Source organism: Streptantibioticus cattleyicolor NRRL 8057 = DSM 46488, assembly GCF_000240165.1.
Classification (GTDB): Bacteria; Actinomycetota; Actinomycetes; order Streptomycetales; family Streptomycetaceae; genus Streptantibioticus; species Streptantibioticus cattleyicolor.
Map to the genome: position 1 here is coordinate 3,029,005 of NC_017586.1, position 19,912 is coordinate 3,048,916.

Genomic DNA, 19,912 nt, shown 5'->3' on the forward strand with positions numbered 1-19,912 from the left:
AGGCGCGACGGGCGAGCCGTGAACCGTTGACCCGCCGGGGGACGGGGCGCGTCCGGCGGCGACGGGCGAACCGGGGGCGCCTACCGCCGGGCGCGAGCCGTCAGGTGCTGAGCCGGCGCTTCACCGCGGCGGCGACCCGGCCGCCCTCGGCGCGGCCGGCGATCTTCGCGTTGGCGATCTTCATGACCGCGCCCATCGCCTTGGGCCCCTCCGTCCCGGAGGCCGCGGCCTCCGCGACCGCCTCGTCGACCAGGGCGCCCAGCTCCTCGTCGGTGAGCTGCTTGGGCAGGTATTCGGCGAGGATCTCGCCCTCGGCGCGTTCCCGGGCCGCCGACTCCGACCGGCCGCCCTGCTCGAACGCCTCCGCCGCCTCGCGCCGCTTCTTCGCCTCGCGGGTGATCACCTTCAGCACCTCGTCGTCGGAGAGCTCACGGGCCTGCGTACCCGCGGTCTCCTCCTTGCTGACGGCCGAGAGGGTGAGCCGGAGCGCGGCCAGCCGGACCTCGTCACGTGCCTTGAGGGCAACGGTGAGGTCCTCCTGAAGCCGCTGTTTGAGCGTCGTGGTCATACCGGGAGTCTGCCATGCGGGGACGGCGCGGCGCCGGAACATTTCCGGCGTACGCCGCCGCCCGGCGCCCCCGCCGGCGGGAGATCACCAAGATTTCCCGCCCCGCGTGGCGCGTGCAACGATGGGGCGTATGCGCGCGCGTTACGGGATCCCCTTGGGAATGACAGCGATCGGCGCGGCCGGGGTGGCGTACGCCGCCGGCTACGAGGTCCGGTCCTTCCGGCTGCGACGGGTCGAGGTGCCGGTGCTGCCGCCGGGGATGCGCCCGCTGCGCGTCCTCCAGGTCTCCGACATCCACATGGTCGCCGGGCAGCGCAAGAAGCGCCACTGGCTCCAGTCGCTGGCCGGGCTCCGCCCCGACTTCGTGGTCAACACCGGCGACAACCTCTCCGACCCCGAGGGCGTCCCCGAGGTGCTGGACGCGCTCGGCCCGCTGTTGGAGTTCCCGGGGGCGTACGTCTTCGGCTCCAACGACTACTACGGCCCCCGCTTGCGCAACCCCGCGCGCTACCTGTTCGAACGCGCCCAGGGACGTCACGGCCTCAACGGCAACCCCCCGGTCACCGGCGCCATCCACAACCCGTGGACCGAGCTGCGCGACGCCTTCGACGAGGCGGGGTGGACGGGCCTGACCAACGCCCGTGGCCGGCTCAAGCTGGACGGCGGCATCGAGGTGGCGCTCACCGGGCTGGACGACCCGCACATCAAGCGGGACCGGTACGCGCAGGTGGCGGGCGGTCCGGCGGACGACGCCGACTTCTCGCTCGCCGTGGTGCACGCGCCCTACCTGCGGGTGCTCGACGCGTTCACCGCCGACCGCTACCCGTTGATCCTGGCCGGCCACACGCACGGCGGCCAGCTGTGCGTCCCCTTCTACGGCGCCCTGGTCACCAACTGCGATCTGGACACCCGGCGGGTCAAGGGGCTGTCCACCCACCGCGCCGGAGGACGCCGCGCCTACCTGCATGTTTCCGCAGGATGCGGCACGAACCGCTACACCCCGGTACGTTTCGCCTGTCCGCCGGAGGCGACGCTGCTGACGTTGACGCAGCGCGCGGAGGAGCCGGTGCGGGGCCGCCGCTGAGAGGTGTCGAACGGGTCGGCGCGCCCGGTCGGGACGGCTCCCGGACGCCACGGGGAGCGATGGCTACCGTAGCCGGGTGACCGATCCACACCTTTCGCCCCTTTCACCGGTGCCCGCGCTGCGCCGGGTGCCGGTGGGCGGCGTTCCCGGCCGGTCCGCCCGACGGCACCGCCGCCCGCTGACCGCCGCGTTCCGGGGCCTGACCGCGCTCGCGGCGGGCGCGGGGGTGGCACTCGGCGCCCATGCCGCCCCGAGCGCGTCACGGTTCTTCGGCTACTTCGCGGTCGAGGCCAACTGCCTGCTGGCCCTGGTCTCGCTCTGGGGCGCATGGCGCGCCTGGTCCGGCCGGCGCCCGTTGCCCGCGTGGCTGACCGGCGCCGCCATGATCTACGTCACGCTCGGCGCCCTGCTCTTCCACGGTCTCCTCACCGAACCGGCAAGCGGCTTCACCCTCGGCGCCCCCTTCGCGCCCCCGACCGCCCCGCACCGGATCTCCGCCCAGCTGCTGCACACGGTCACCCCGACCGCCGCCGTCTGCGACTGGCTGCTGCTCACCGCCCCGGCCCGCTTCCGCCCCGCCCACGCCGTGCTGTGGCCCGCGTTCCCCCTGGCCCACCTGGGCTACGCCCTCCACCGGCACGCCCTGCTGCTCCCCGGCGCCTTCACCCGCTTCCCCCACCCCTTCCTCCCCCTGCACCCCCACGCCTACCAAGCCCTCACCCGCGACGCCGCCCTGCTCGTCATCCCCGTCTGGCTCCTCACCATCCTCACCGCCGCCCTCGACCACCTCCGCCCCACCCCACCCCCCGCCGGAACCGGATTTCGTCTCCGCTCCCCCGTCCGCTAAAGTAGTCCTCGTTGCACCGGGGTGTAGCGCAGCTTGGCAGCGCGCTTCGTTCGGGACGAAGAGGTCGTGGGTTCAAATCCCGCCACCCCGACAGAGAAACACCAGGTCAGGCCCGGTGCTGAGAGATCAGCACCGGGCCTGGTTTGCTTTGTGGCCCCGTTTTGGGAGCCGTTTGGGAGCCAACTTCCAGAAACCGGCTCCCGGCGGCTCCCAGTGAGCGGCCGTCCGCCGTCCAGCCCGCTCTTTGCCGCTCACGCTGGGAAAGGGTCATCCCTACGGTTGTGCGAGGCCGATCACAGGCGGTACGACGATCGCCATGCACCGATGGTCTCCGTTAAATGACCGGCAGCTCGCGCTCCTCACCCGCATCGGGGACGGAGCCGACCCCGTCACGTCGGACAGCCCAGAGTTCGCCCTCACCGCCCGCGCGCTCAAGGAGCGGCGTCTGATCACCATGCCCAAGCAGGATGGGAAGTGGCAGGCGGAGATCACTGACGCAGGGCGCTTCTACCTGGAACACGGTCATCACCCGGACCGGCCGGAACCGACGCCGCGCAGGCAGCGGTCGGCGGGTTCCGAGCAACGGACACGGCCGGCCCCTCCTACGCAGCAGCAAGACACAGCTCCGTCCACGACGAAGCCGGCGCCACAGCGCGCCGCCAAGCCCCCACAGGCGTCGCCGGCGGAAATCGGAGCCGCCTTGATCGCGGAAGTACAGCAGGCTGGGCGGTTCCTCCGCATCCCGAACCCCAGCGACCAGGAGCGAGCCCGCTACCGCAGGGCCTTCGACGCAGCCCGGCAGTGTGCGCCCGAGGGGTACCACCTGAAGTACAGCGGCCGGGCGAAGGGGGACTTCTTCCTCGGTCTGCTCAGGGTGTCGGGTGAGGACGACACCGAGTGGAACCGGATCCGGCTGGCGCGCAGCCGGGTGATCAGCGATGTCGAGGACGTGATCGCCGCTGTCACTGCGGACCACAGCGCCTTCGAGGTCTCGGAGGAGGTCCTGCCGCGAGTCCTCTCGCTTCTCCGGCTCCTCGCTGAGCAGGCACTCGCCCGCCACGGCGAGATCACGGTGTCCAAGAAGCGCAAGCAGCCCAGGCCCCTGCTCACCGTTCACGGCAGGACGTACGAGGTCGGCTTCCGCGAACGGCAGAAGCAGGTCCGGTACGTGCCCAAGCAGCCGGGCCGACGTACGTACGACTGGCAGCGGGTGACGCCGGCGCACAGGTTCGAGCCCTCCGGCGAGCTGGAACTGCTGATCAGCCAGCACTCGGGCTACGGCTACGGCCACAGCTACGGCTGGAAGAAGGAATGGGCCGACACCGCCAAGAAGCCGTTGGAGGAGCAGGTCGGTTCGGTCTTCCGGGCACTGAAGGCTCGCGCGGAGGAGCAGGAGCGGGCTCGGCTGGAACGGGAGGCGGAGCAGCGGCGCCTGCAAGAGGAGCGGGAGCGGCAGGAGGCGGAGCGTCGGCGTCTGGAGGCGGAGCGGGAGGAGCGCGAGAGGCGGGAGTGGGAGTCCGCCGTCAGTGCCGCCTCGATCAAGGCGGTGCACGCCCTACGGGCGGAGCACTTCGGCACAGCCCTGGAGCAGTGGAAGGTGGCTGGAGAGATCCGGGTGTTCTGCGTCGCTCTGGACGAAGCCGCCGCCACATCGGACGACGCCGTCGAAGCCGAGAGGCTGCGAGAGTGGTCGGCTTGGGGGAAGGCGGAGGCCGACCGGCTGGACCCCACCATGACCGGCAGGGGCCTGGCCGCTCTCGACTTCCACGCGGAGCCGACGGGAGATCAGCTACGGCCCTTTCTCGGCGGCTGGAACCCGCACCGGCCGGAGAGGGAGCAGCCTGCGGCACGGCCCGAGCCGCCGAAGCCGACCCCGGAGCCGTGGCGCGGCTCTATCGACGCACGTCAGGATCAAGGCTGGCGATATGGACGCCAAGGTCGCGCTCAATGGTGGAGGCGATGACGCCGTGCCCACGGTCGCGTAGGGCCTTGACCGCCTTCTCCACCAGCTGGCCGAGCCGGATGACCTCTTCGCGCAGTGCGACCAGCTCGTCGTAGCGCTCAGCCTTGTCCTCGCCGCACCACGCCCGGACGGTCCGCAGGACGGCCGCCTCCGCATCCAACTTGCGGTCGTCCCGACGACGGTACGAGTACCAGGAGGGCTGTGCGCGCTCCTGCTCGATGCCCTGCTGCTTGCGGTCCACCTCCGGGAGGATCTCGTCGGCGAGGCGGCCCGCTACCTGACGGGCGACGCGTTCGGTGATCGGCCAGCCGGCCAGGCACATGCCGGCACGGTTCTCGTGCACCATCGGGTCACTGCGGAGCGCGGTGGCATCCATGCCGATGAGCGGCGCCGTCTCGTCGAGTCGGCTCAGTTCCAGAACTCCCGCGTCCGCCACCCCTCGGCGGAGGCGCAGCCTGTTCTTCGGCCGGACGAACCCGAGGATCAAGCGTGCGGCCTCGAACTCCGTACCGCCCCGTACGTGGCGTGACGCCTCGGCCAGTCTGAGCTCTGCCTCGTCATCCGCGCGGAACGCCTCGACGTCTCGCCACGGTGCTACGAGGCAGCCGGGGCTGACCCATTCCTGCAGGCCGGCGTCATCCCCTTCCAGGAACCGGACATGGACCAAGCCAGACCTGCCACGGCCGCCCACCCGGACGATCTCCACCTGCCTGACAGAGCTGCCCAACTCCTTCGGCCTCGCGCGGTATGCCCAGTGCTCCCCAGTCTCCATATACCTATTGAGCCAGGTCCGTTGGCCCCGCTACTGGGCAATCGTCGCAACTGCTGGAGTGAGACGACCGCGCGGAGTTGACGCGGCCTCGCGCAGGCATCGGGAATACGGCTGTGCCCTCCGGCAGTGGTCGCCGGAGGGCACAGCACTCTGTTTGCTAAGACTTGGCGGGCACGCGTGACACTCCGCGTGCCCGCAGGAGATCACTCAGCACGCGCACGGGTGACGTGGCACTCATGGCCAAACGTGCGTCGAGCGCTGCCTCCCACTGCTCGGTCAGCCCCAGCATGAGGCGCTTGCGCATGCCTGGGGTGACGTGGGCGTAGCGCGCCGAGACCGAGCCGTCGATGTGGCCCATGCGTTCGTCCATGAGCACCTTCTCGGTTCCCAGGTCCTCCATCATCGTCCGGTGGGTGTGGCGAAGGCCGTGGGGCGTGAGCCCCTTGGCTATCGGGAGCCAGCAGGCGTCGGCCCGATCGCTGGCACCCCGACCCCGTGCCGGGACACCGGGCCACGGCTCGCCGAGCAGGGGCACCGGCCGTGGCTCCTGCGGTGCCTTCTTCGGGTACCAGCCGGAGACCGCCGGCGTGAACAGCCAGGTAGCGAAACCGTTCCTGCGCCAGTGGGCGGCATGCTCCGGTACGACGCCGCCCCGGACGAACCGAAGGTCCGCTATGGCCTGCTCGACCTTCTCTCGCGTGGCCTCGGTGACGCGTTCGGGGTGGTTGAGGACGTTGGACACCGTGCCCGTCGAGACGCCGGCACGACGGGCGACGTCGACCAGCTTCGCGCCCTGGTGGCCCCCGGTTCGCGCCGCGCCCTGCCCTCGGAAGACGTAGGTCTTGCCGTGGCAGGGGCACAGCGCGGGCTTCGTGCGGGCGATGTGGTTGGCGACCAGCGCTGACAGCCAGTCCATCGAGTCGATGGTGCGGTAGCTGTCGTCCTTGGGTGGGCAGCGCACCAGTTCCCCCGTGTCGAGCTCGTACAGCTGCCACTCGACCCGGACGGCTCCGGGGCGGACGAACGGGGTCTCTAGGCCGACGATCTCGCCCCAGCGCATGCCGGTGTATCCCTTGAGGACCACGGCGACGAACTCGTCGTCGCGGCCGGAGAGCAGGGCGGCGCGCTCGGCGGTCAGCAGGATGCCGAGCGCGTCGGTGACCACCTTCTCCGGACCACGGTCTCGGGAGCGGCCGGCGCGTTTGCCGCGTCCGCGCCGCCGAGCGGCCGGGTTGGACGTGATCAGGCCCTCGTCGATCGCGTCCTCGAAGATCAGGTGGAGCGTCGAGCGCCAGGTCTTGACGCTGGAAGCGGCATAGAGGGCCTTCTCCTTCTTCTCCCACAGGTCGACGTCCGTGCGCAGGATGCCGGCGAGCGCCTTGTCCTCGAACTCGGGGAGCAGGTGCTCCTCGATGTGGCGCTTGTAGTTCTGCATGGTCGAGGCGGCCAGGTCCTGGGCCTCGTACCAGCGGTTCGCGTACTCGCCGAAGGTCTCCTGGCCAAGGGCCGGGTCGCGCCAGTCGCCGCGACGGTACTTGTTCTCGGCCTCGGCCGCGGCCCGTTGGGCCTCGCCCTTGGTGGCGAACCTGAGCGCCTTGCCGTTCTCGTCGACCACCGTGTTGTGCTTGCCGGGCGCGACCTTGTACCGGCCGCGCCAGTAGCTTCCGCGCTTCTCCGCGAAACCCAAGTCCCGCTGTCCCTCTCTTCCTTGTCCTCGTCTATGGCAGATTCGATCGGGTCACGCGGCAGTGCCGTACTGCTGTTGTCGACGCGGCGGGCGGGCCCGTAGGCGGGTAGTCGGCGCCACGGCAGGGCGGCGAGGTTGCGCGGCGCCGGTCTGCGTACCGGGCTCGGAGAGCGGTTCGGTCGCCCGTGCGGCTGTCTGCGCGGGCTGTGCCGGCCGCTGCTCGTAGAGGCGGATGATGTCGGCGAGGTGCTCGGCGGTGAAGCGGTAGGCGCGGCCGACCCGGGTGTGCGGTATCAGGCGGCGTCGCGCTCGGTCCTTGACCCACCAGGCCGAGCAGCCGAGGGTGTCGGCGATCTCCTCGGGGCGGTAGAGGCGGGGTGGAGGGGCGTCGGACGGCCTGTGGGGCATGGGCGCGGGCGTGGATCGGTGCAAGGGGGCGGCTCCTGGTCGGGAGGTCGGGGAGGGGCTGCGTGAGCGGCTCAGGCGGCGCCCGGCCCCTGGAGGAGGGCGGCGGGTGACACCTGCAGGGCTGCGGCGATGGCGACGAGGTCGTCGATATCGCATCGCCGCTTGGCGAGTTCGATGCGGGACAGCATCGTGTTGGACATAGGACGGCCCAAGGCGGTACAGCGCGCCGCGAGTTGGCGCTGCCCAAGGCCGCGTTCGATGCGGAGGTTTTCGATGGTGCGAGCCACCGTCAATCCTGCGGGTCCTATTTCCAGAGATCGTGCTGCCATAGCTCCAGTTGTAGCGTGCATTTGGCGGTTTGGATAACCGCCGATCGTCGGCTATGTTGCGCCGCGCTCAATCGGTGAGCGAGGCGGTCGGGGTGCTGCGCAAGGCCGGATCCCCCGAACGGGAACCGACACCACAGACCCTCTCTGACGTGGGGTTTTGTGTTGTAGCTTCGTCACTCGCAGGACGTCAACGGCTTCCCGATGTGATCCTTCTGGCTCGGGATGCGCGGCAACTATTTGGTCAACCGCCGATCGTGCCCTACCGTTTTCGCACCGCCCTCGCCGACTCTATTTCCAGCGGCATTTCTGCCGTGAGAGATTGCGCCGGATAGGGCTGGACTTGCGCGACCTGGGTGTGGCTATGTTGACGACACCCCGGAAAGCACGAGCGGCCATCAACGCTCCCGCGTCAACGGCCAGACATCCCACGCCCCTTCACGCCCGACCCGCCCCGACCGACGGTGAACCGTGGGCATCCCGCCTACCGGCCACCGAGTGAGGACCGCCCCTCTTGGCACGAATCCGCACCATCAAGCCGGAAGCCTTCGTCTCCGAGTCCCTGGCCGCCGTCTCCCTGACCGCCGAGCGCACCTTCTTCGGCCTGCTCACCCAGGCTGACGACCAGGGCCGGCACCGCGACCACGCCGCGATCATCGCCGGGCAGCTGTGGGTACTGCGCCCGGAACACACGCCTGGAGCTGTCGAGCAGGACCTCGCCCAGCTCGCCGACGCTGGGCTGATATGCCGCTACAAGGGCCCGGGCGACAAGCGCTACCTGCACATCGTCACCTGGCGGCAGCATCAGAAGATCAACCGCCCCAGCGCAAGCCGCCTTCCCTCCTGCCCGCACCACGACACGCAGGCTCGCACCGCGCCCGGCGTCGATGCGCTGGCTGCGGGAGTCGGCATCACGGAGCCCGCACCGCAGCCTCACGGAGCCCTCCGTGAGGGCTCCGGGCGAATACGCGAGCCTGCGCTGAATCCGGTCACTGATGACGAAATAGCAGGTCAGAGCGATTTCGGTGAGCCTTCCGTGAGGCACCAGGGAGGGCTCAGTGAGGGAGCGGTGACGCCTCAGCGTCCGGATCTAGGACCTAGGATCATGGATCTAGGAAATACCCCTTCGGGGGGCGCGAGCGCCCCCGCACCCCACGCCGTCTCGGCCAACGAGCTCATCGCCGAGTACGCCGCCGCTTGCACACACCGTCCGCCCAAGGACGTCCTGGGCCATCTCGCTCGCGAGGTGCGCAAGCTGCTCGGCGAGGGCATCGCCCCCGCCCACATCCGGGCCGGCCTGGAACGGCACCGCGCCAAGGGCCTGCATCCCAGCACTCTGCCGAGCCTCGTGCACGAGGCCATGAACGCGGCCCCCACCGCGCCGGTTGTCCACAGGGCGTGGACAAACCCCGCCGATGTCGAAGCCGCCTACGGAGGTGACCTCTGACCGCCACCCTCACCCGCGAGCCCCACCGGGTCGGCCCGCTCGCCGACCGGCTCAACGGCATCCTTGCCAGCCGCGGCATCGACCTCGCCACCGCCGCCGTCGAGGACGGGCACGCCGAGCCCGTCACCGCGCTGGAACTCGCCGACGCCAGGATCCCCGCCCGCTACCGCCGTGCCCTGGCCGACCACCCGAAGGTCACCGCCTGGGCCGACGAGATCGCCCGCGCCGGACGCCCCGGCCCCGGCGGGCCGGGCATCGCCGAAGGCCCGTCGCTGCTGATCGCCGGCCCCACGGGCACGGGCAAGACGTACCAGGCGTACGGCGCCATCCGCACCCTGCTCGCCCGAGGGGTCCGTCTGCGCTGGGAAGCGACCACCACCGCCGACTTCCACGCACGCCTGCGCCCACGCGCCGGTCACGACGCCGAACGTGACCTACAGACTCTGGCGCGCTGCCCGCTGCTGTTCCTGGACGACCTCGGCGCGGCCAAGACCAGCGAATGGACCGAGGAGCTGACCTACCGGCTCATCAACCACCGGTACGAGCACATGCTCCCAACCCTCATCACCACCAACCTTCCGATGGAGCAGCTGCGCGTCACCCTCGGTGACCGTGTCGCCTCCCGCCTCGCCGAGATGACGGAGCGCGTCATCCTCGACGGCCCCGACCGACGACGCCGCACAGCGCCCGCCGCCTGACTGGCCGCCTCAGCGCCCTCTCCTGGCCGGTCCCGCCGCATCACCTGCGCTCACACCAGCCCTGCCCGCGCCAGCCGCTCGCGTAGGCGCTTGCAGCGCTCCGTCGATTCGCCCTACGCCCTTCGCCCTCAATCCTCGACGCCTTGGAGCCCCCTCCTGCCTCCTCTCAGCCCCGTCCCCCTCGCCATACGGATCAGCGGCACGCCGCTCCTCCCCGACTGGGCCACCTCCCCGGTGATGACCGTGGCGTTCCTCATCCCGCCCGTGGTGCTCGGCCTGCTCGCCGGGTGGCTGATCCGCCAGCAGCGCCGCCGACGGCATCACACCAACCGCTGGCGTGGAACCGCCGCGGTCCCGGTCGCGGCCGTGGCCGCGCTCGGCTGCACCGCCTACAGCGCGGACACCAGCTGGCGGTTCGCCGCCGACTACCTCGACATGGGCAGTACCGCCGAGCGCGTCGCGATGTTCGCCGCCGCCGAGCTGGCCCTGTTCGCCACCGCCCTGATGGCCCGGCAGAACCTCAACGGCCCGAAGCAGGCCCCCGGGCTGCCCGGCACCCTCACCTGGGTCATCACCGCAGTCCAGGTTCTGCCCGCCTACGCCGAGTCCGGGCCGGTCGGTGGCACCGTGCGAGCCTTCGTCGGCCCCGTCATGGCCGCGATGCTGTGGCACCTGGCCATGGGCATCGAGCTGCGCCACCGCGCCCCCGACGCCGCCTCACGCGGCCTGGCCGCCGTCCTCGTCCGCCAGGCCCGCGAACGCCTGCTGGCTCGACTCGGCATCGCCGACCAGGACGCCGATGCCGCCCGCCTCATCCGCGAGCGCGCGCTGAGCGAAGCCGTCGCCCTAATCCTGCGCGCCGAGTCGATGACCGACCGCCAGCGCGGCAAGCGGCGGCAACGACGCCTGACGGAACGCCTGCACGAGGCCCTGGAGCGGGCCGACGTCGACGGCGACCCGCTCCAGGACGAGATGCTGCTGCGCAAGCTCGCCACCCGTAAGCAGGCTGTCGGCCTCGCCTCCATCACGCTGCCGCCGCGCTGGCAGATTCCGGCCTCCAACCCCGCCCGTGGATCCGGGCACAGCCGCCCAGGCGCCGCCCGCCCGGCACCACTGCCGCGGGCAGAGGAGGACGTTGCCCGCACGCACCCGTCAGACCCGGGCGACGACGAGGTCCCTCCGCCTGCCCACCCGCAGCCTGCCCGCCCGGGGCCCGGGCTGCCCGCACGGGCAGAAACCGAAGACAGCCGGGCGCTCACGGGCAACAGCTCGGGCAGCCCTTCGGGCAGGCGCGAGCGGAAGGCGGCTGCCCGGAAGAAGCGCGACACCGGCAAAGCCCGTGCCTCTGACGAGGTCATCCTCAAGCACACCCGCCGCATCTACGAGGAGACGGGCAGCGTCGGCCGCGACCGGGTCGAGGCCGCCCTGCGCGGCGCCGACTACACCGTCTCCAGCGACGACGTCGGACGAGTCGTCCGCGAGTTCAAGGCCCAGCTCAAAGCCGCCGCCGGCACTCCGCCCCGCTGACCCCCGCAGCACCGGCATTCCCAACCAGACCGCGACCCGAAGGGCCTCATGCACACCCCACACCACGAAGACCCCACCACCCACGAGGAATCCCAGCCGATCACCCCTGCCACGGGCACAGCAAGTTGTACCGGGAGCAATGCTCCCGAGTCTCCCGCCCCGGGGGTGGCGGGAGCGGCCCGGCGCCAGGGGGCACCAGGCCGACAGGCAGCGGCCGAGGGCGGACCGCAGCCAGAAGGGAATCGGCAGGCCGAGGGCCTCTCGCGTGTGCGCCAGCGCCCTCGCCAGCCCAAGCCGCTCAAGCGCCTGCACCAGCCCAGCTGCCGCATGAACGACGCCGAGTACAAGCGTTTCACCGACGCAGCCGCCCAGTGCCAGATGACCAACGCCGCCTTCCTCGCCTACGCCGTCGACAAGGCCGCCCGCGACCTGAACCGCACCGCCGCCGAGATCGCCACCGAACGAGAGGTCATCGGCGAGCTGTTCGCCGCCCGGCGGCACCTCGGCTGGATACACGGCCTGTTCAACCAGGTCGCCAAGGCCCTCAACTCCGGCGCCGACGCACCCCACCTGGACTCCGCGGTCAAGGCCGTGCAGAGCGCGGCCCGCCGTATGGAGGACGCCGCCGATGCCCTGCTCGCCCACCGTGACGGCGGTGCCGCCGCGTGATCCCCAGCATCCACAAGCGCGGCACCAAGACGATCGGCCTGATCCGCTACCTGTACAGCCCCGGCACCCACGAGGAGCACACCGACCCCCACCTGGTGGCCGCCTTCGACCCGCTCACCCCCGACCCCGGCCGCGACCCGAAAGCCACCTACGAGCAGCTTCAGCGGCTGCTCGACCAGCCCGTCAACGCCCTGCCCGTCGGCCGGCGCCCGAAGAAGCACGTGTGGCACCTGTCCGTGCGGGCCAGCCCGGAGGATCCGATCCTGTCGGACGAGGACTGGGCGGCCATCGCCCGCCGCATGCTCGCCGCCACCGGCATCGCCCCCGACGGCGACGAAGCCGCGTGCCGGTGGGCAGCGGTCCGGCACGCCGACGACCACATCCACATCATCGCCACCCTGGTCCGCGACGACGGCCGTCGGCCCCGCCTGCACAACGAGGCCCGCCGCGCCCAGGCCGAAGCCCGCCGCATCGAAGCCGACTACGGCCTGCGCCGCGTCGCGCCTGGAGACGGCACCGCGGCCAAGCGCCCCACCAGCGCCGAACGCCGCAAAGCCGAACGCCAAGACCGGGAGCGCACGGCGCGCGAGGAACTGCGGGAGACCGTACGGCGCGCCGTGGCCGGCGCCGCCAGCGAGGAGGAGTTCTTCGATCGCCTGGCCGCCGCCGGTCTGCTGATCCGTAAGCGCATCGCGCCCTCCGGTGACCTGCTCGGCTACAAGGTCGCCCTCCCCGACGACCGCAACGGTCAGAAGGAGCCGGTGTTCTACGCGGGCTCCACGCTCGCCCCCGACCTGTCCCTGCCCCGCGTCCGCGAACGCTGGACGCTTCCCGCACAGGCCGCTTCGGCGGACGACTCACGGTCAGAGCAGCCCGCCCTGCCGGAAGTGACAGGTCCCGCGTTCGCGCGGCGCCGGGCCACCGCCGCCACCTGGCAGGCCCTCCTGGTCATCGACCACGGCGATGACGGCGCGGCAGCGGCCCAGATCGCCGCGGCGGGTGAGGTGCTGGACGCGCTCGCCAAGACCTCCGCCGCCCACACCCGCGCTGAACTCCGCGAGGCGGCCTTCGTGTTCGAGCGGGCCAGCCGCTCGCACATCAAGGCCGTACGCGGGCACGACCGCGCCCTGCGCCAGGCCGCCCGCGACCTCGTCCACAGCGGACCCGCCCTCGGCCGCGGCGAGGACGGCGCCACCACCGCCATGCTCATCGACATGGCCTTCTTCCTCACCATCGCCGCGGCGAACTGGCACGCGAAGAAGCAGCACAGCCAGCAGGCCGAGGCTGCCCAGCAAGCCGCCGAACACCTGCGCGCGGCCTACCAGGCCGCCGCAGCCCACCCCATGGCCATCCTCCACCAGCACGGCCAACACCTGGCCCTACGAGTTCGGCAGCGGCACGCCGACCTTCTCCACCAGGTGCTGCCGGAGCTGGCCACCCGGGTCCAAGCCGAACCCGGCTGGCCCGCCCTGGCCGCCACCCTCGAAGAAGCCCGCAAAGCCGGCCACGACCCAGCCGCCCTCCTTGCCGAGGCCACCCGGCGACGCGAACTCGACACCGCCGACTCCATCAGCGACGTCCTCGTATGGCGCCTGCGCCGCAGCGCCCACCTGCCCGCCCTCCCCGAAAACCCTCACGACACCCCCGCCCGAGGTAGCCAGCACACCCACTCTCCGGCGCCCACCACGCAACCGGCCACCAGCGCAGCGAACAACTCCCACCGTCGGCGCTGACCGGAGAAACGGGCGCAACATAGCCGACGATCGGCGGTTGGCCAACCGCTCGTTTCTCCGGACGATTAATGCCCTACCCCCACCCGACTCCGGTAAGGAGCTGAGGAGCACCCGTATGCCCAAGACCCAAGCCCGACCCAATGTCGTCCGTCTGCTCTGCGACGCGGACTACGAGCTCCGACGTGAAACCCGCACGTGGGTCCACCGCGACGGACGACCGTTCAGCAAGGAGGAACAGGCCCTCGTCTCCAGTGCCACCCGCGCCGAATTCGAAGAGATACAGGAACAGTTCACGCGGTACCGGGAGTACCGACGCATGGTGGACGATGCGCCGGAGGCTCTGCGGCGCTTCCTCGCCCCGTTCATGGCACAGCTCACCGAGAAGGACCTCGGCAACGCCCACGAGCTGATGAACGAGGACGAACGAACCGAGTTCGACCGGCTGCTCAAACTCACCATGGCACCGTTCCGTTCCTTCGCCCCGTACGCCTTCTGACCGGGGCCCGCGTCCATGCATGACCGACGTGGCGATGACCGGCTCCCAGGACAGAGCCGGGATCTCGCACACAGGCGTGGGCGTTCCAAGCGGTAGCCGATTCAGCGCGCCGCGTTGAACGAAGCTCCGGGTGCAGGAACGGTCTGCTCCCAGCAGCCGCGGTCCGCGACGCCACGGAGACGCCGGCCAAGGCAGAGCAGCAAGAAGCCGGGCGTCCCTGCAGGGGACGCCCGGCTTCGATGCGTTGGACGCCCTCAGCCGGCCGGAGCGCGCAGGAGCCGGTCGCGTGTACTTTCGGGCAGCACCCGGCGCAGGACCGGTGCGCTGGAGCTGAGGGAGTCGGCGAACGCGGCGACGAGGTCGTGCGGCACGCTGGCGCTGAACGACGCGGCCCACAGGTAGCCCGCGCCGAGTACCGGCTCGGCCCACGCCTGCCACCCGGCCAGGGCCGCCTCGTCCGCCTCAGCCACCAGCGCCAGTGGGTCGCCATCCTGGATGAGGGGCGGCACCTCGCCGAGGCGGATGTGGGAGGCGAACGTCGGATCCACCGCGCCCGACCCGGGCTGGTCGCCGTCACGCAGCCAACCGTGCGCCGTAACGGCGTCGAGGACCAGCTCGGGGCCACCGCACGGCAGGGCGGGCTGATCGCGGGCGTCGAGCGCGGCCAGGAAGCCGGCGAGGATCTCCCCCGGGACCTCGGGGGTGAAGTAGGCCGACCACTGAGCGAGCGGGCTGCTCGGGTCCGTACGAGCGGACACTTGCCAGGCGATCGGCAGGTTCCCCAGGTGGAACGGCTCGTCCGGCAGGACCCACTGCGCCCACCGCAGGGAGTCGGGGCTGAAGTGCAGGACGGTGCTGCGCAGGACCTGGCGGTCCCCCGGCGCCTCGTCCGGCTCCTGGCGTCCGCGGACGATCGTCAGGCTCGTCCAGCCCAGGCCGGCGAGCGTGTCGGCGACGGCGTCGTAGAGGCGTCCGTCGTCACCGGCCAGGTGCCGGGGACCGACCCAGTACGCGGACGGGACGCTGGCCGGAGCGGGTGGATCGATCGGGAAGTCGGGATGCAGGTACGCCTCCAAGAAGTTGGGGGGCTTGATGCCGCCAGCGGTGCGTAAAGCTGGATGGAGGTGCCGGGCCGCCCGGCGGCGACTTCGGGTGGCAGATAGCCGGGCTACCTCGTCTCGCCTTCACCATGTAGACGACGGGTTCCTGCAGGGGCGCCGACTCGAATCGAGCCTCTGCGTGTGGGTGTCACACGCGCTGGGAGGTCTCCAGCACGCGAGCGACTGCGGCGGCGACGACGTCGGCCGGCGTCTCGGTGTCGAAGGACATCTGGTAACCGCGCACCTTGGCCGTACCGGTGACGGCAATCTTCCACCCCTCGCCGTCGGTGCCAGGACGGCCGGACGGAAACCATCCGAGATAGAAGGATCCATCCTTCGAGTTGACATGCACGTCCGCGCGGTCGTCCACGACTAGGACGAAGTCGTCGGCGGAGAACTGATCCATCACGAGCGTGGCCTGGCCCGGGCCGAGCAGCCACTCACGCAGCCGCAGGGCCTCGACGCTGGTGGAGAATCCGGGACCCGGGGACCCCGCTGTCACGGGCAATCACCTCTCTGACCTGGTGTTTTACGAGAAGGTCGTCCAGGTTCACATGCCGCTGCGGCGTTGGCCAGTCATTCATGGATCTTTGCTGTCTGCCCCCGGCGAACTAAAGACGCAGAGGACGACACAGCGCGGTCCGACCTCGGAAAACGGGGTGCGCGCGGTGGGGCCAGCGCTGATAGTTGCCGCATGGATGCGATCGAGGCCGCACGCACCGTCGTAGACGAACAGCACCCCGAAGCGCGCGCCGCGTTCCTGGGCGGCAGCGTCGTGACGGGTCGCCGCACGGCCACGTCGGACCTCGACATCGTCGTCCTACTCCACGGACCCCCAGCCCCCTACCGTGCGAGCCTGCAGTACGCCAGCTGGCCGGTGGAGATGTTCGTGCACACCGAAGCGACGTGGCACGCCTACGTCGAACGGGAACTACGCAAGCGCCGGTCACCGCTGCTGTGGATGTGTGCCGACGGATTGCTGCTCTTCGACACCGACGGACTCGGAGCACGCCTGGCCGCACAGGCCCGGAAGCTGACCGCCGCCGGACCACCCCCGGTGCCGGCGGAAGAGATCGACGACCGCCGCTACGCGATCACCGACCTCCTGGACGACCTCGCGGGAAGCAACGACCAGAGCGAGCGCCTGTTCATCGCGACCGAACTGGTCCGACGCACCGGTGAGCTGGCACTGGCCGTTGGCCGTTCGTGGGGTGGCGGTGGGAAGTGGCTGGCACGCCGTCTTGAGACGACCGCGCCAGGACTCAGCACACGCCTCCACCACGGCCAACAGGAGGCACTGGGCGGGAGAGTCGAGACCCTCGTGGCCGCGGTGGACGAGGTGCTCGGGCAGGCCGGCGGCCGGTTGTGGGCTGGCTACAAGCGCGTCGGGACGCCCTGAGCGATCCCGCGCTGCGGACGTCGCAACATCTGTTCTTCCACGTGCAGATCACTTGACGGAGAACAACGCCCGAGCCTCCTCGGCGCACCCCCACGACAGCGTGACGCCAGCACCTCCGTGCCCGTAGTTGTGCACGACCGCAGTGCCGTCCTCCCCCACCTCTTCCTCCACACGGACCGTGGCGCGGGTCGGTCGAGCGCCGACCCTGTGTTCCAGGACGCGGGCTTGGGCGAGGCGGGGCTCGACCTCGGAACAGCGGGCGAGGATGCCGGCAGCCGCCTTGTCGTCGGGGGCCAGATCGCCCTCGCCGTCCATCGCCGTGCCGCCCAGGACGACGGTGTCGCCGTGGGGGTAGAAGCACAGGAGGTCCGGGGAGAGGCCGGTGTCCTCGGAGAAGAACTCGGTCAGCCCGGGGTTGGTGACGACGACGTGCTGACCGCGGACGGGCCGGAGGTCAGGGTCCGGAACCAGGTCGCGCGCGCCAAGGCCCGCGCAGTTCATGATCGCCGAAGCGGGACCGGCCTCCGAGAGCGAGGTCAGCCGTCGCCGCTCGACCACACCCCCGGCATCGCGGAGTCGGCGCAGGAGGTAGTCGAGGTAGGTGGGCATGTCGATCAGTGGCACGGTGAACCGGTAGCCCGCTGTGAACCCGGCCGGGAGTTCGGCCCGCTCGCACGGTCGGAAACCTGGCAAGGTTGTGGCCCAGTCCGGCGCGGCCTCGGCCGTGCGGGACGCTTCGATGCCACTGGTGAGCCGGACGCCCGTCGCCGGGTCCTGGGCCAGCTCCCGGAAGATCTCCAAGGACCGTTGTCCCCACTGGTCGACCTTGTCCTTCGGCTCGACCAGGTAAGGCCCCCACATCGCCCCGGCCGCCAGCGACGTGACCCCCGGCACCTGCTCGGCGATCACGTGCACCGAAGCCCCGGCCTCGGCGAGAACGACGGCCGTGGTGAGCCCAGCCACCCCAGCCCCGACAACGACAACGCGCTCCCCTGCGGTCATGAACCTGACCCTAACGGCCGGGTTGCGTCGATGGGGCGTGTTGGGCGAGGGCGTTCTCCAGGGCTGGCAGGAAGCCGCGCACGTGAGGGTTGCGCTGTCGGCGGCGGAGGTCGGCGGCAAGTTGGTGGAGCAGCGCCGCGCTGCGAGGCGAGCGGACGGCATCGAGGCGGTCGGCGGCGATCTGGCCGATCTCGCAGGCTGCCTCCAGGTCTCCGTGCGCGCTGTGGCCCAGGGCCAGCCAGGCTCCCTCGAACATGGCTCGGCGCTGGCTTGGGTCGCCGCGCGGGACGTCGTACGCCCCGGATCTGAGCATCTCGGTCCCCTGGGCGAGTAAGCGGCGGCTCTTCTTTCCGCTCTCCGCCTTCTGCTGTGCACGACCCATCTGGATGAGGCCGTAACCGGCCTGGCAGTCCAGGTGGTTGTCGGTGAGGAAGTACATCCAGCGGGGCTCTTCTTGGCGGCCGTCCCGGCTTGCGATCAGTTCGCGGGCAGAGCCGCGAGTGTGGGCGAAGTCGTTGTCGCGGCCGGCGGCGGCGTACGCGTAGGCGAGCCGGGACAGGACGGACGCCCGGACGGCCAGCGGGGCGGCGTCGCTCGCACGGCGGGCGGCCTCTCCGAGGGCGATGGCGTCCGCTGGGTGTCCTCGACTCGCCGCCTGGAAGGAGAGGTCGCCCAGGATGTGGGCGCACAGGGGAAGATCATTGACCTGATGGGCGGCCCGGAGCGCCGTGACGAAGTAGCGCTGCGCCAGTCCGTGGTCGGCCGCGTCGAAGGCCATCCAGCCGGCCAGCTGGCCGATCTCCGCGAGCGCGCGGATCAGACGGCTCGCGACAGCCGGAGAGTGGCCGCCTTCGCGGATCAGCAGCCCGACAGCCCGGAACTGTGCTCCGACGTAGGGCAGATGACGTGCCCCTCCGTGCTCGTCATCGAGCAACTGGAGCATGGGAAGGTGCTGCTCGACCTGGTCTACGAGCGGATCGGTGCCGAGCGACGACGTCATTCGAGGCGTGTACTGACCGCGTCCCGCGGTGCCGTCGAGGTACTGGGCGACGATCGCGAGGAGTCCCGCGCCCGAGATCGCGAGGAACCGGCGACGGTCGACGAGCCCTCCCATCACCCAGTCCTCCACGATCGCCTCCATGCCCTGCGCGGTCCAAGGCCGCGCGAGATCCGTGTCCGCAGGGACCAGCGCTGACGAGTCGCCCACACGGCCCTGCCACAGTTCGGCCACCGAGACATTCCTACCCAGCTCCTGGGAGAGCACGTAGGCGGCCATCACCGGCAATGGTGAACGAGGCAGGGACCCGGCGTCCCGCCAGTGGTACGGCGCCGACTCGGCCACCGTCCCCGCGCCGAACACTCGGTTGAGCTTGCGAGCGAGCGCCTTCGGGCTCCACCCGAGTTCGTCGAGGCACCCCGCCAGTACGACGTTGGGCTCGCCTGTCTGCGGTGCCACGTGCAACCACCCTTCGCTCCAGTGGTTCGTCCATCACTTCGCGGGCCCCATGGTGATGCCCCTGGACGGACGATTCACCACCGTCGCATGGAAGTTGACCGAGTTGACCCACTGATCGGGTCCTGTCTGACCTTCCCTCTCCTGTGTTCTTGGATCCCGGCGGAGGCGCCCGTCTTCCGAGCCGACGGAGAAAGAGGTGGGCCTTGAGACAGCACACGAGCACCTCCCCAGGCCGACCGGGCGGTGTGCTGGACCGTGACGCCGGACGACCAACCTCCGCCCCCGGACAAGGGCTTGCCGCTGATGACGGCACGACCTCCCTGATCACGGATCTGCCGTACGGACCGGAAGCGGCCGAGGTCGCCCGGGGCGCCGTGACGCTGGCGCTGCGTGGCACTGAGGAGGACGTACTTGCCGATGCCCGCCTGATCGGGTCGGAGCTCGCGACGAACGCCTTCGTCTCGGGCAGTCCTCCGTTGGTTCTGTGCGTCGACCGCAGGAGTCTGGCCAGTGGCGGCCTGGAGATCGAGATCACCGTCACCGACGGCGGCTGTTCCCGCCCGGCACCCGCTTCTCCTACCGCTCCTGACGAGCAGGCCGAATCAGGACGGGGACTGGTCATCGTCCATGCCTTGGCCGATGCCTGGTCGCTGACGACTGGCACCAGCGGCTCTCGTGCCTGGTGCCGAATCACCCACAGGCCGTGCTCTTCGTCCGCCGGCGCCTGATG

General features: G+C 70.8%; 20 protein-coding genes and 1 tRNA gene. 12 read left to right on the forward strand and 9 right to left on the reverse strand.

Annotation, left to right across the window (positions count from 1 at the left end; translation table 11 throughout):
* Positions 1-100: 100 nt before the first annotated feature.
* Positions 101-568, reverse strand: a complete 468-nt coding sequence (locus SCATT_RS13525; RefSeq protein WP_014143627.1) for a GatB/YqeY domain-containing protein — start codon at positions 566-568, stop codon at positions 101-103.
* Positions 569-698: 130 nt separating this feature from the next.
* On the opposite strand from SCATT_RS13525, the gene SCATT_RS13530 reads away from it, so the two are divergent.
* The 4 genes from SCATT_RS13530 (at position 699) to SCATT_RS13545 (ending at position 4,462) form a co-directional block, all read left to right on the forward strand.
* A complete protein-coding gene (locus tag SCATT_RS13530; protein ID WP_014143628.1) occupies positions 699-1,652 on the forward strand; it encodes a metallophosphoesterase in 954 nt (317 codons plus the stop codon).
* A gap of 76 nt (positions 1,653-1,728) precedes the next feature.
* The gene (locus SCATT_RS13535; RefSeq protein ID WP_014628033.1) at positions 1,729-2,499 is read left to right on the forward strand and encodes a Pr6Pr family membrane protein; all 771 of its coding nucleotides are present in this window, start codon (positions 1,729-1,731) and stop codon (positions 2,497-2,499) included.
* 17 nt (positions 2,500-2,516) lie between these two features.
* Positions 2,517-2,590, forward strand: a tRNA-Pro gene (locus tag SCATT_RS13540).
* 225 nt (positions 2,591-2,815) lie between these two features.
* The gene (locus SCATT_RS13545; RefSeq protein ID WP_014143630.1) at positions 2,816-4,462 is read left to right on the forward strand and encodes a hypothetical protein; all 1,647 of its coding nucleotides are present in this window, start codon (positions 2,816-2,818) and stop codon (positions 4,460-4,462) included.
* On the opposite strand, the gene SCATT_RS13550 is transcribed toward SCATT_RS13545, so the two are convergent.
* From SCATT_RS13550 to SCATT_RS13565, 4 genes are all read right to left on the reverse strand, one after another.
* A complete protein-coding gene (locus tag SCATT_RS13550; RefSeq protein ID WP_014143631.1) occupies positions 4,392-5,234 on the reverse strand; it encodes a hypothetical protein in 843 nt (280 codons plus the stop codon). The genes SCATT_RS13545 and SCATT_RS13550 overlap by 71 nt on opposite strands.
* Before the next feature lie 157 nt (positions 5,235-5,391).
* Positions 5,392-6,921, reverse strand: a complete 1,530-nt coding sequence (locus SCATT_RS13555; RefSeq protein WP_014143632.1) for a LacI family DNA-binding transcriptional regulator — start codon at positions 6,919-6,921, stop codon at positions 5,392-5,394.
* A 51-nt stretch (positions 6,922-6,972) separates the two neighbouring features.
* Positions 6,973-7,329, reverse strand: coding sequence for a helix-turn-helix domain-containing protein (locus SCATT_RS13560; protein ID WP_014143633.1), 357 nt, complete (start codon positions 7,327-7,329; stop codon positions 6,973-6,975).
* A 71-nt stretch (positions 7,330-7,400) separates the two neighbouring features.
* On the reverse strand, positions 7,401-7,658 hold the full coding sequence (locus tag SCATT_RS13565; protein WP_041824705.1) for a helix-turn-helix domain-containing protein: 258 nt from the start codon (positions 7,656-7,658) through the stop codon (positions 7,401-7,403).
* Positions 7,659-8,169: 511 nt separating this feature from the next.
* Here SCATT_RS13565 and SCATT_RS13570 point away from each other — a divergent pair.
* The 6 genes from SCATT_RS13570 (at position 8,170) to SCATT_RS13595 (ending at position 14,225) form a co-directional block, all read left to right on the forward strand.
* A complete protein-coding gene (locus SCATT_RS13570) occupies positions 8,170-9,102 on the forward strand; it encodes a hypothetical protein (RefSeq protein ID WP_014143634.1) in 933 nt (310 codons plus the stop codon).
* A complete protein-coding gene (locus SCATT_RS36415) occupies positions 9,099-9,800 on the forward strand; it encodes an ATP-binding protein (RefSeq protein ID WP_078590729.1) in 702 nt (233 codons plus the stop codon). The genes SCATT_RS13570 and SCATT_RS36415 overlap by 4 nt, the downstream gene beginning before the upstream one ends.
* Before the next feature lie 237 nt (positions 9,801-10,037).
* Positions 10,038-11,327, forward strand: coding sequence for a hypothetical protein (locus SCATT_RS13580; protein ID WP_173405634.1), 1,290 nt, complete (start codon positions 10,038-10,040; stop codon positions 11,325-11,327).
* Between the two features lie 327 nt (positions 11,328-11,654).
* The gene (locus SCATT_RS13585) at positions 11,655-11,996 is read left to right on the forward strand and encodes a hypothetical protein (RefSeq protein WP_014628036.1); all 342 of its coding nucleotides are present in this window, start codon (positions 11,655-11,657) and stop codon (positions 11,994-11,996) included.
* Positions 11,993-13,729, forward strand: coding sequence for a relaxase family protein (locus tag SCATT_RS13590; protein WP_014143638.1), 1,737 nt, complete (start codon positions 11,993-11,995; stop codon positions 13,727-13,729). Before SCATT_RS13585 ends, SCATT_RS13590 begins: the two co-directional genes overlap by 4 nt.
* Before the next feature lie 115 nt (positions 13,730-13,844).
* Entirely contained in the window at positions 13,845-14,225 is a 381-nt protein-coding gene (locus SCATT_RS13595) for a hypothetical protein (RefSeq protein ID WP_014143639.1), read from the forward strand.
* Between the two features lie 254 nt (positions 14,226-14,479).
* On the opposite strand, the gene SCATT_RS13600 is transcribed toward SCATT_RS13595, so the two are convergent.
* Both SCATT_RS13600 and SCATT_RS13605 read right to left on the reverse strand, forming a co-directional pair.
* On the reverse strand, positions 14,480-15,301 hold the full coding sequence (locus tag SCATT_RS13600; RefSeq protein WP_014143640.1) for an SPDY domain-containing protein: 822 nt from the start codon (positions 15,299-15,301) through the stop codon (positions 14,480-14,482).
* Between the two features lie 172 nt (positions 15,302-15,473).
* A complete protein-coding gene (locus SCATT_RS13605) occupies positions 15,474-15,827 on the reverse strand; it encodes an SPDY domain-containing protein (protein WP_014143641.1) in 354 nt (117 codons plus the stop codon).
* Between the two features lie 192 nt (positions 15,828-16,019).
* On the opposite strand from SCATT_RS13605, the gene SCATT_RS13610 reads away from it, so the two are divergent.
* Positions 16,020-16,724, forward strand: coding sequence for a nucleotidyltransferase domain-containing protein (locus tag SCATT_RS13610; RefSeq protein WP_014143642.1), 705 nt, complete (start codon positions 16,020-16,022; stop codon positions 16,722-16,724).
* A gap of 48 nt (positions 16,725-16,772) precedes the next feature.
* On the opposite strand, the gene SCATT_RS13615 is transcribed toward SCATT_RS13610, so the two are convergent.
* Both SCATT_RS13615 and SCATT_RS13620 read right to left on the reverse strand, forming a co-directional pair.
* Positions 16,773-17,726: an FAD-dependent oxidoreductase gene (locus SCATT_RS13615; protein ID WP_041824708.1), complete on the reverse strand. Its 954-nt coding sequence runs from the start codon at positions 17,724-17,726 to the stop codon at positions 16,773-16,775.
* 10 nt (positions 17,727-17,736) lie between these two features.
* The gene (locus tag SCATT_RS13620; RefSeq protein ID WP_014143644.1) at positions 17,737-19,182 is read right to left on the reverse strand and encodes a carph-isopro domain-containing protein; all 1,446 of its coding nucleotides are present in this window, start codon (positions 19,180-19,182) and stop codon (positions 17,737-17,739) included.
* Between the two features lie 245 nt (positions 19,183-19,427).
* Here SCATT_RS13620 and SCATT_RS36420 point away from each other — a divergent pair, with 245 nt between their 5' ends.
* Entirely contained in the window at positions 19,428-19,910 is a 483-nt protein-coding gene (locus SCATT_RS36420; RefSeq protein WP_014628038.1) for an ATP-binding protein, read from the forward strand.
* Positions 19,911-19,912 lie beyond the last annotated feature (2 nt).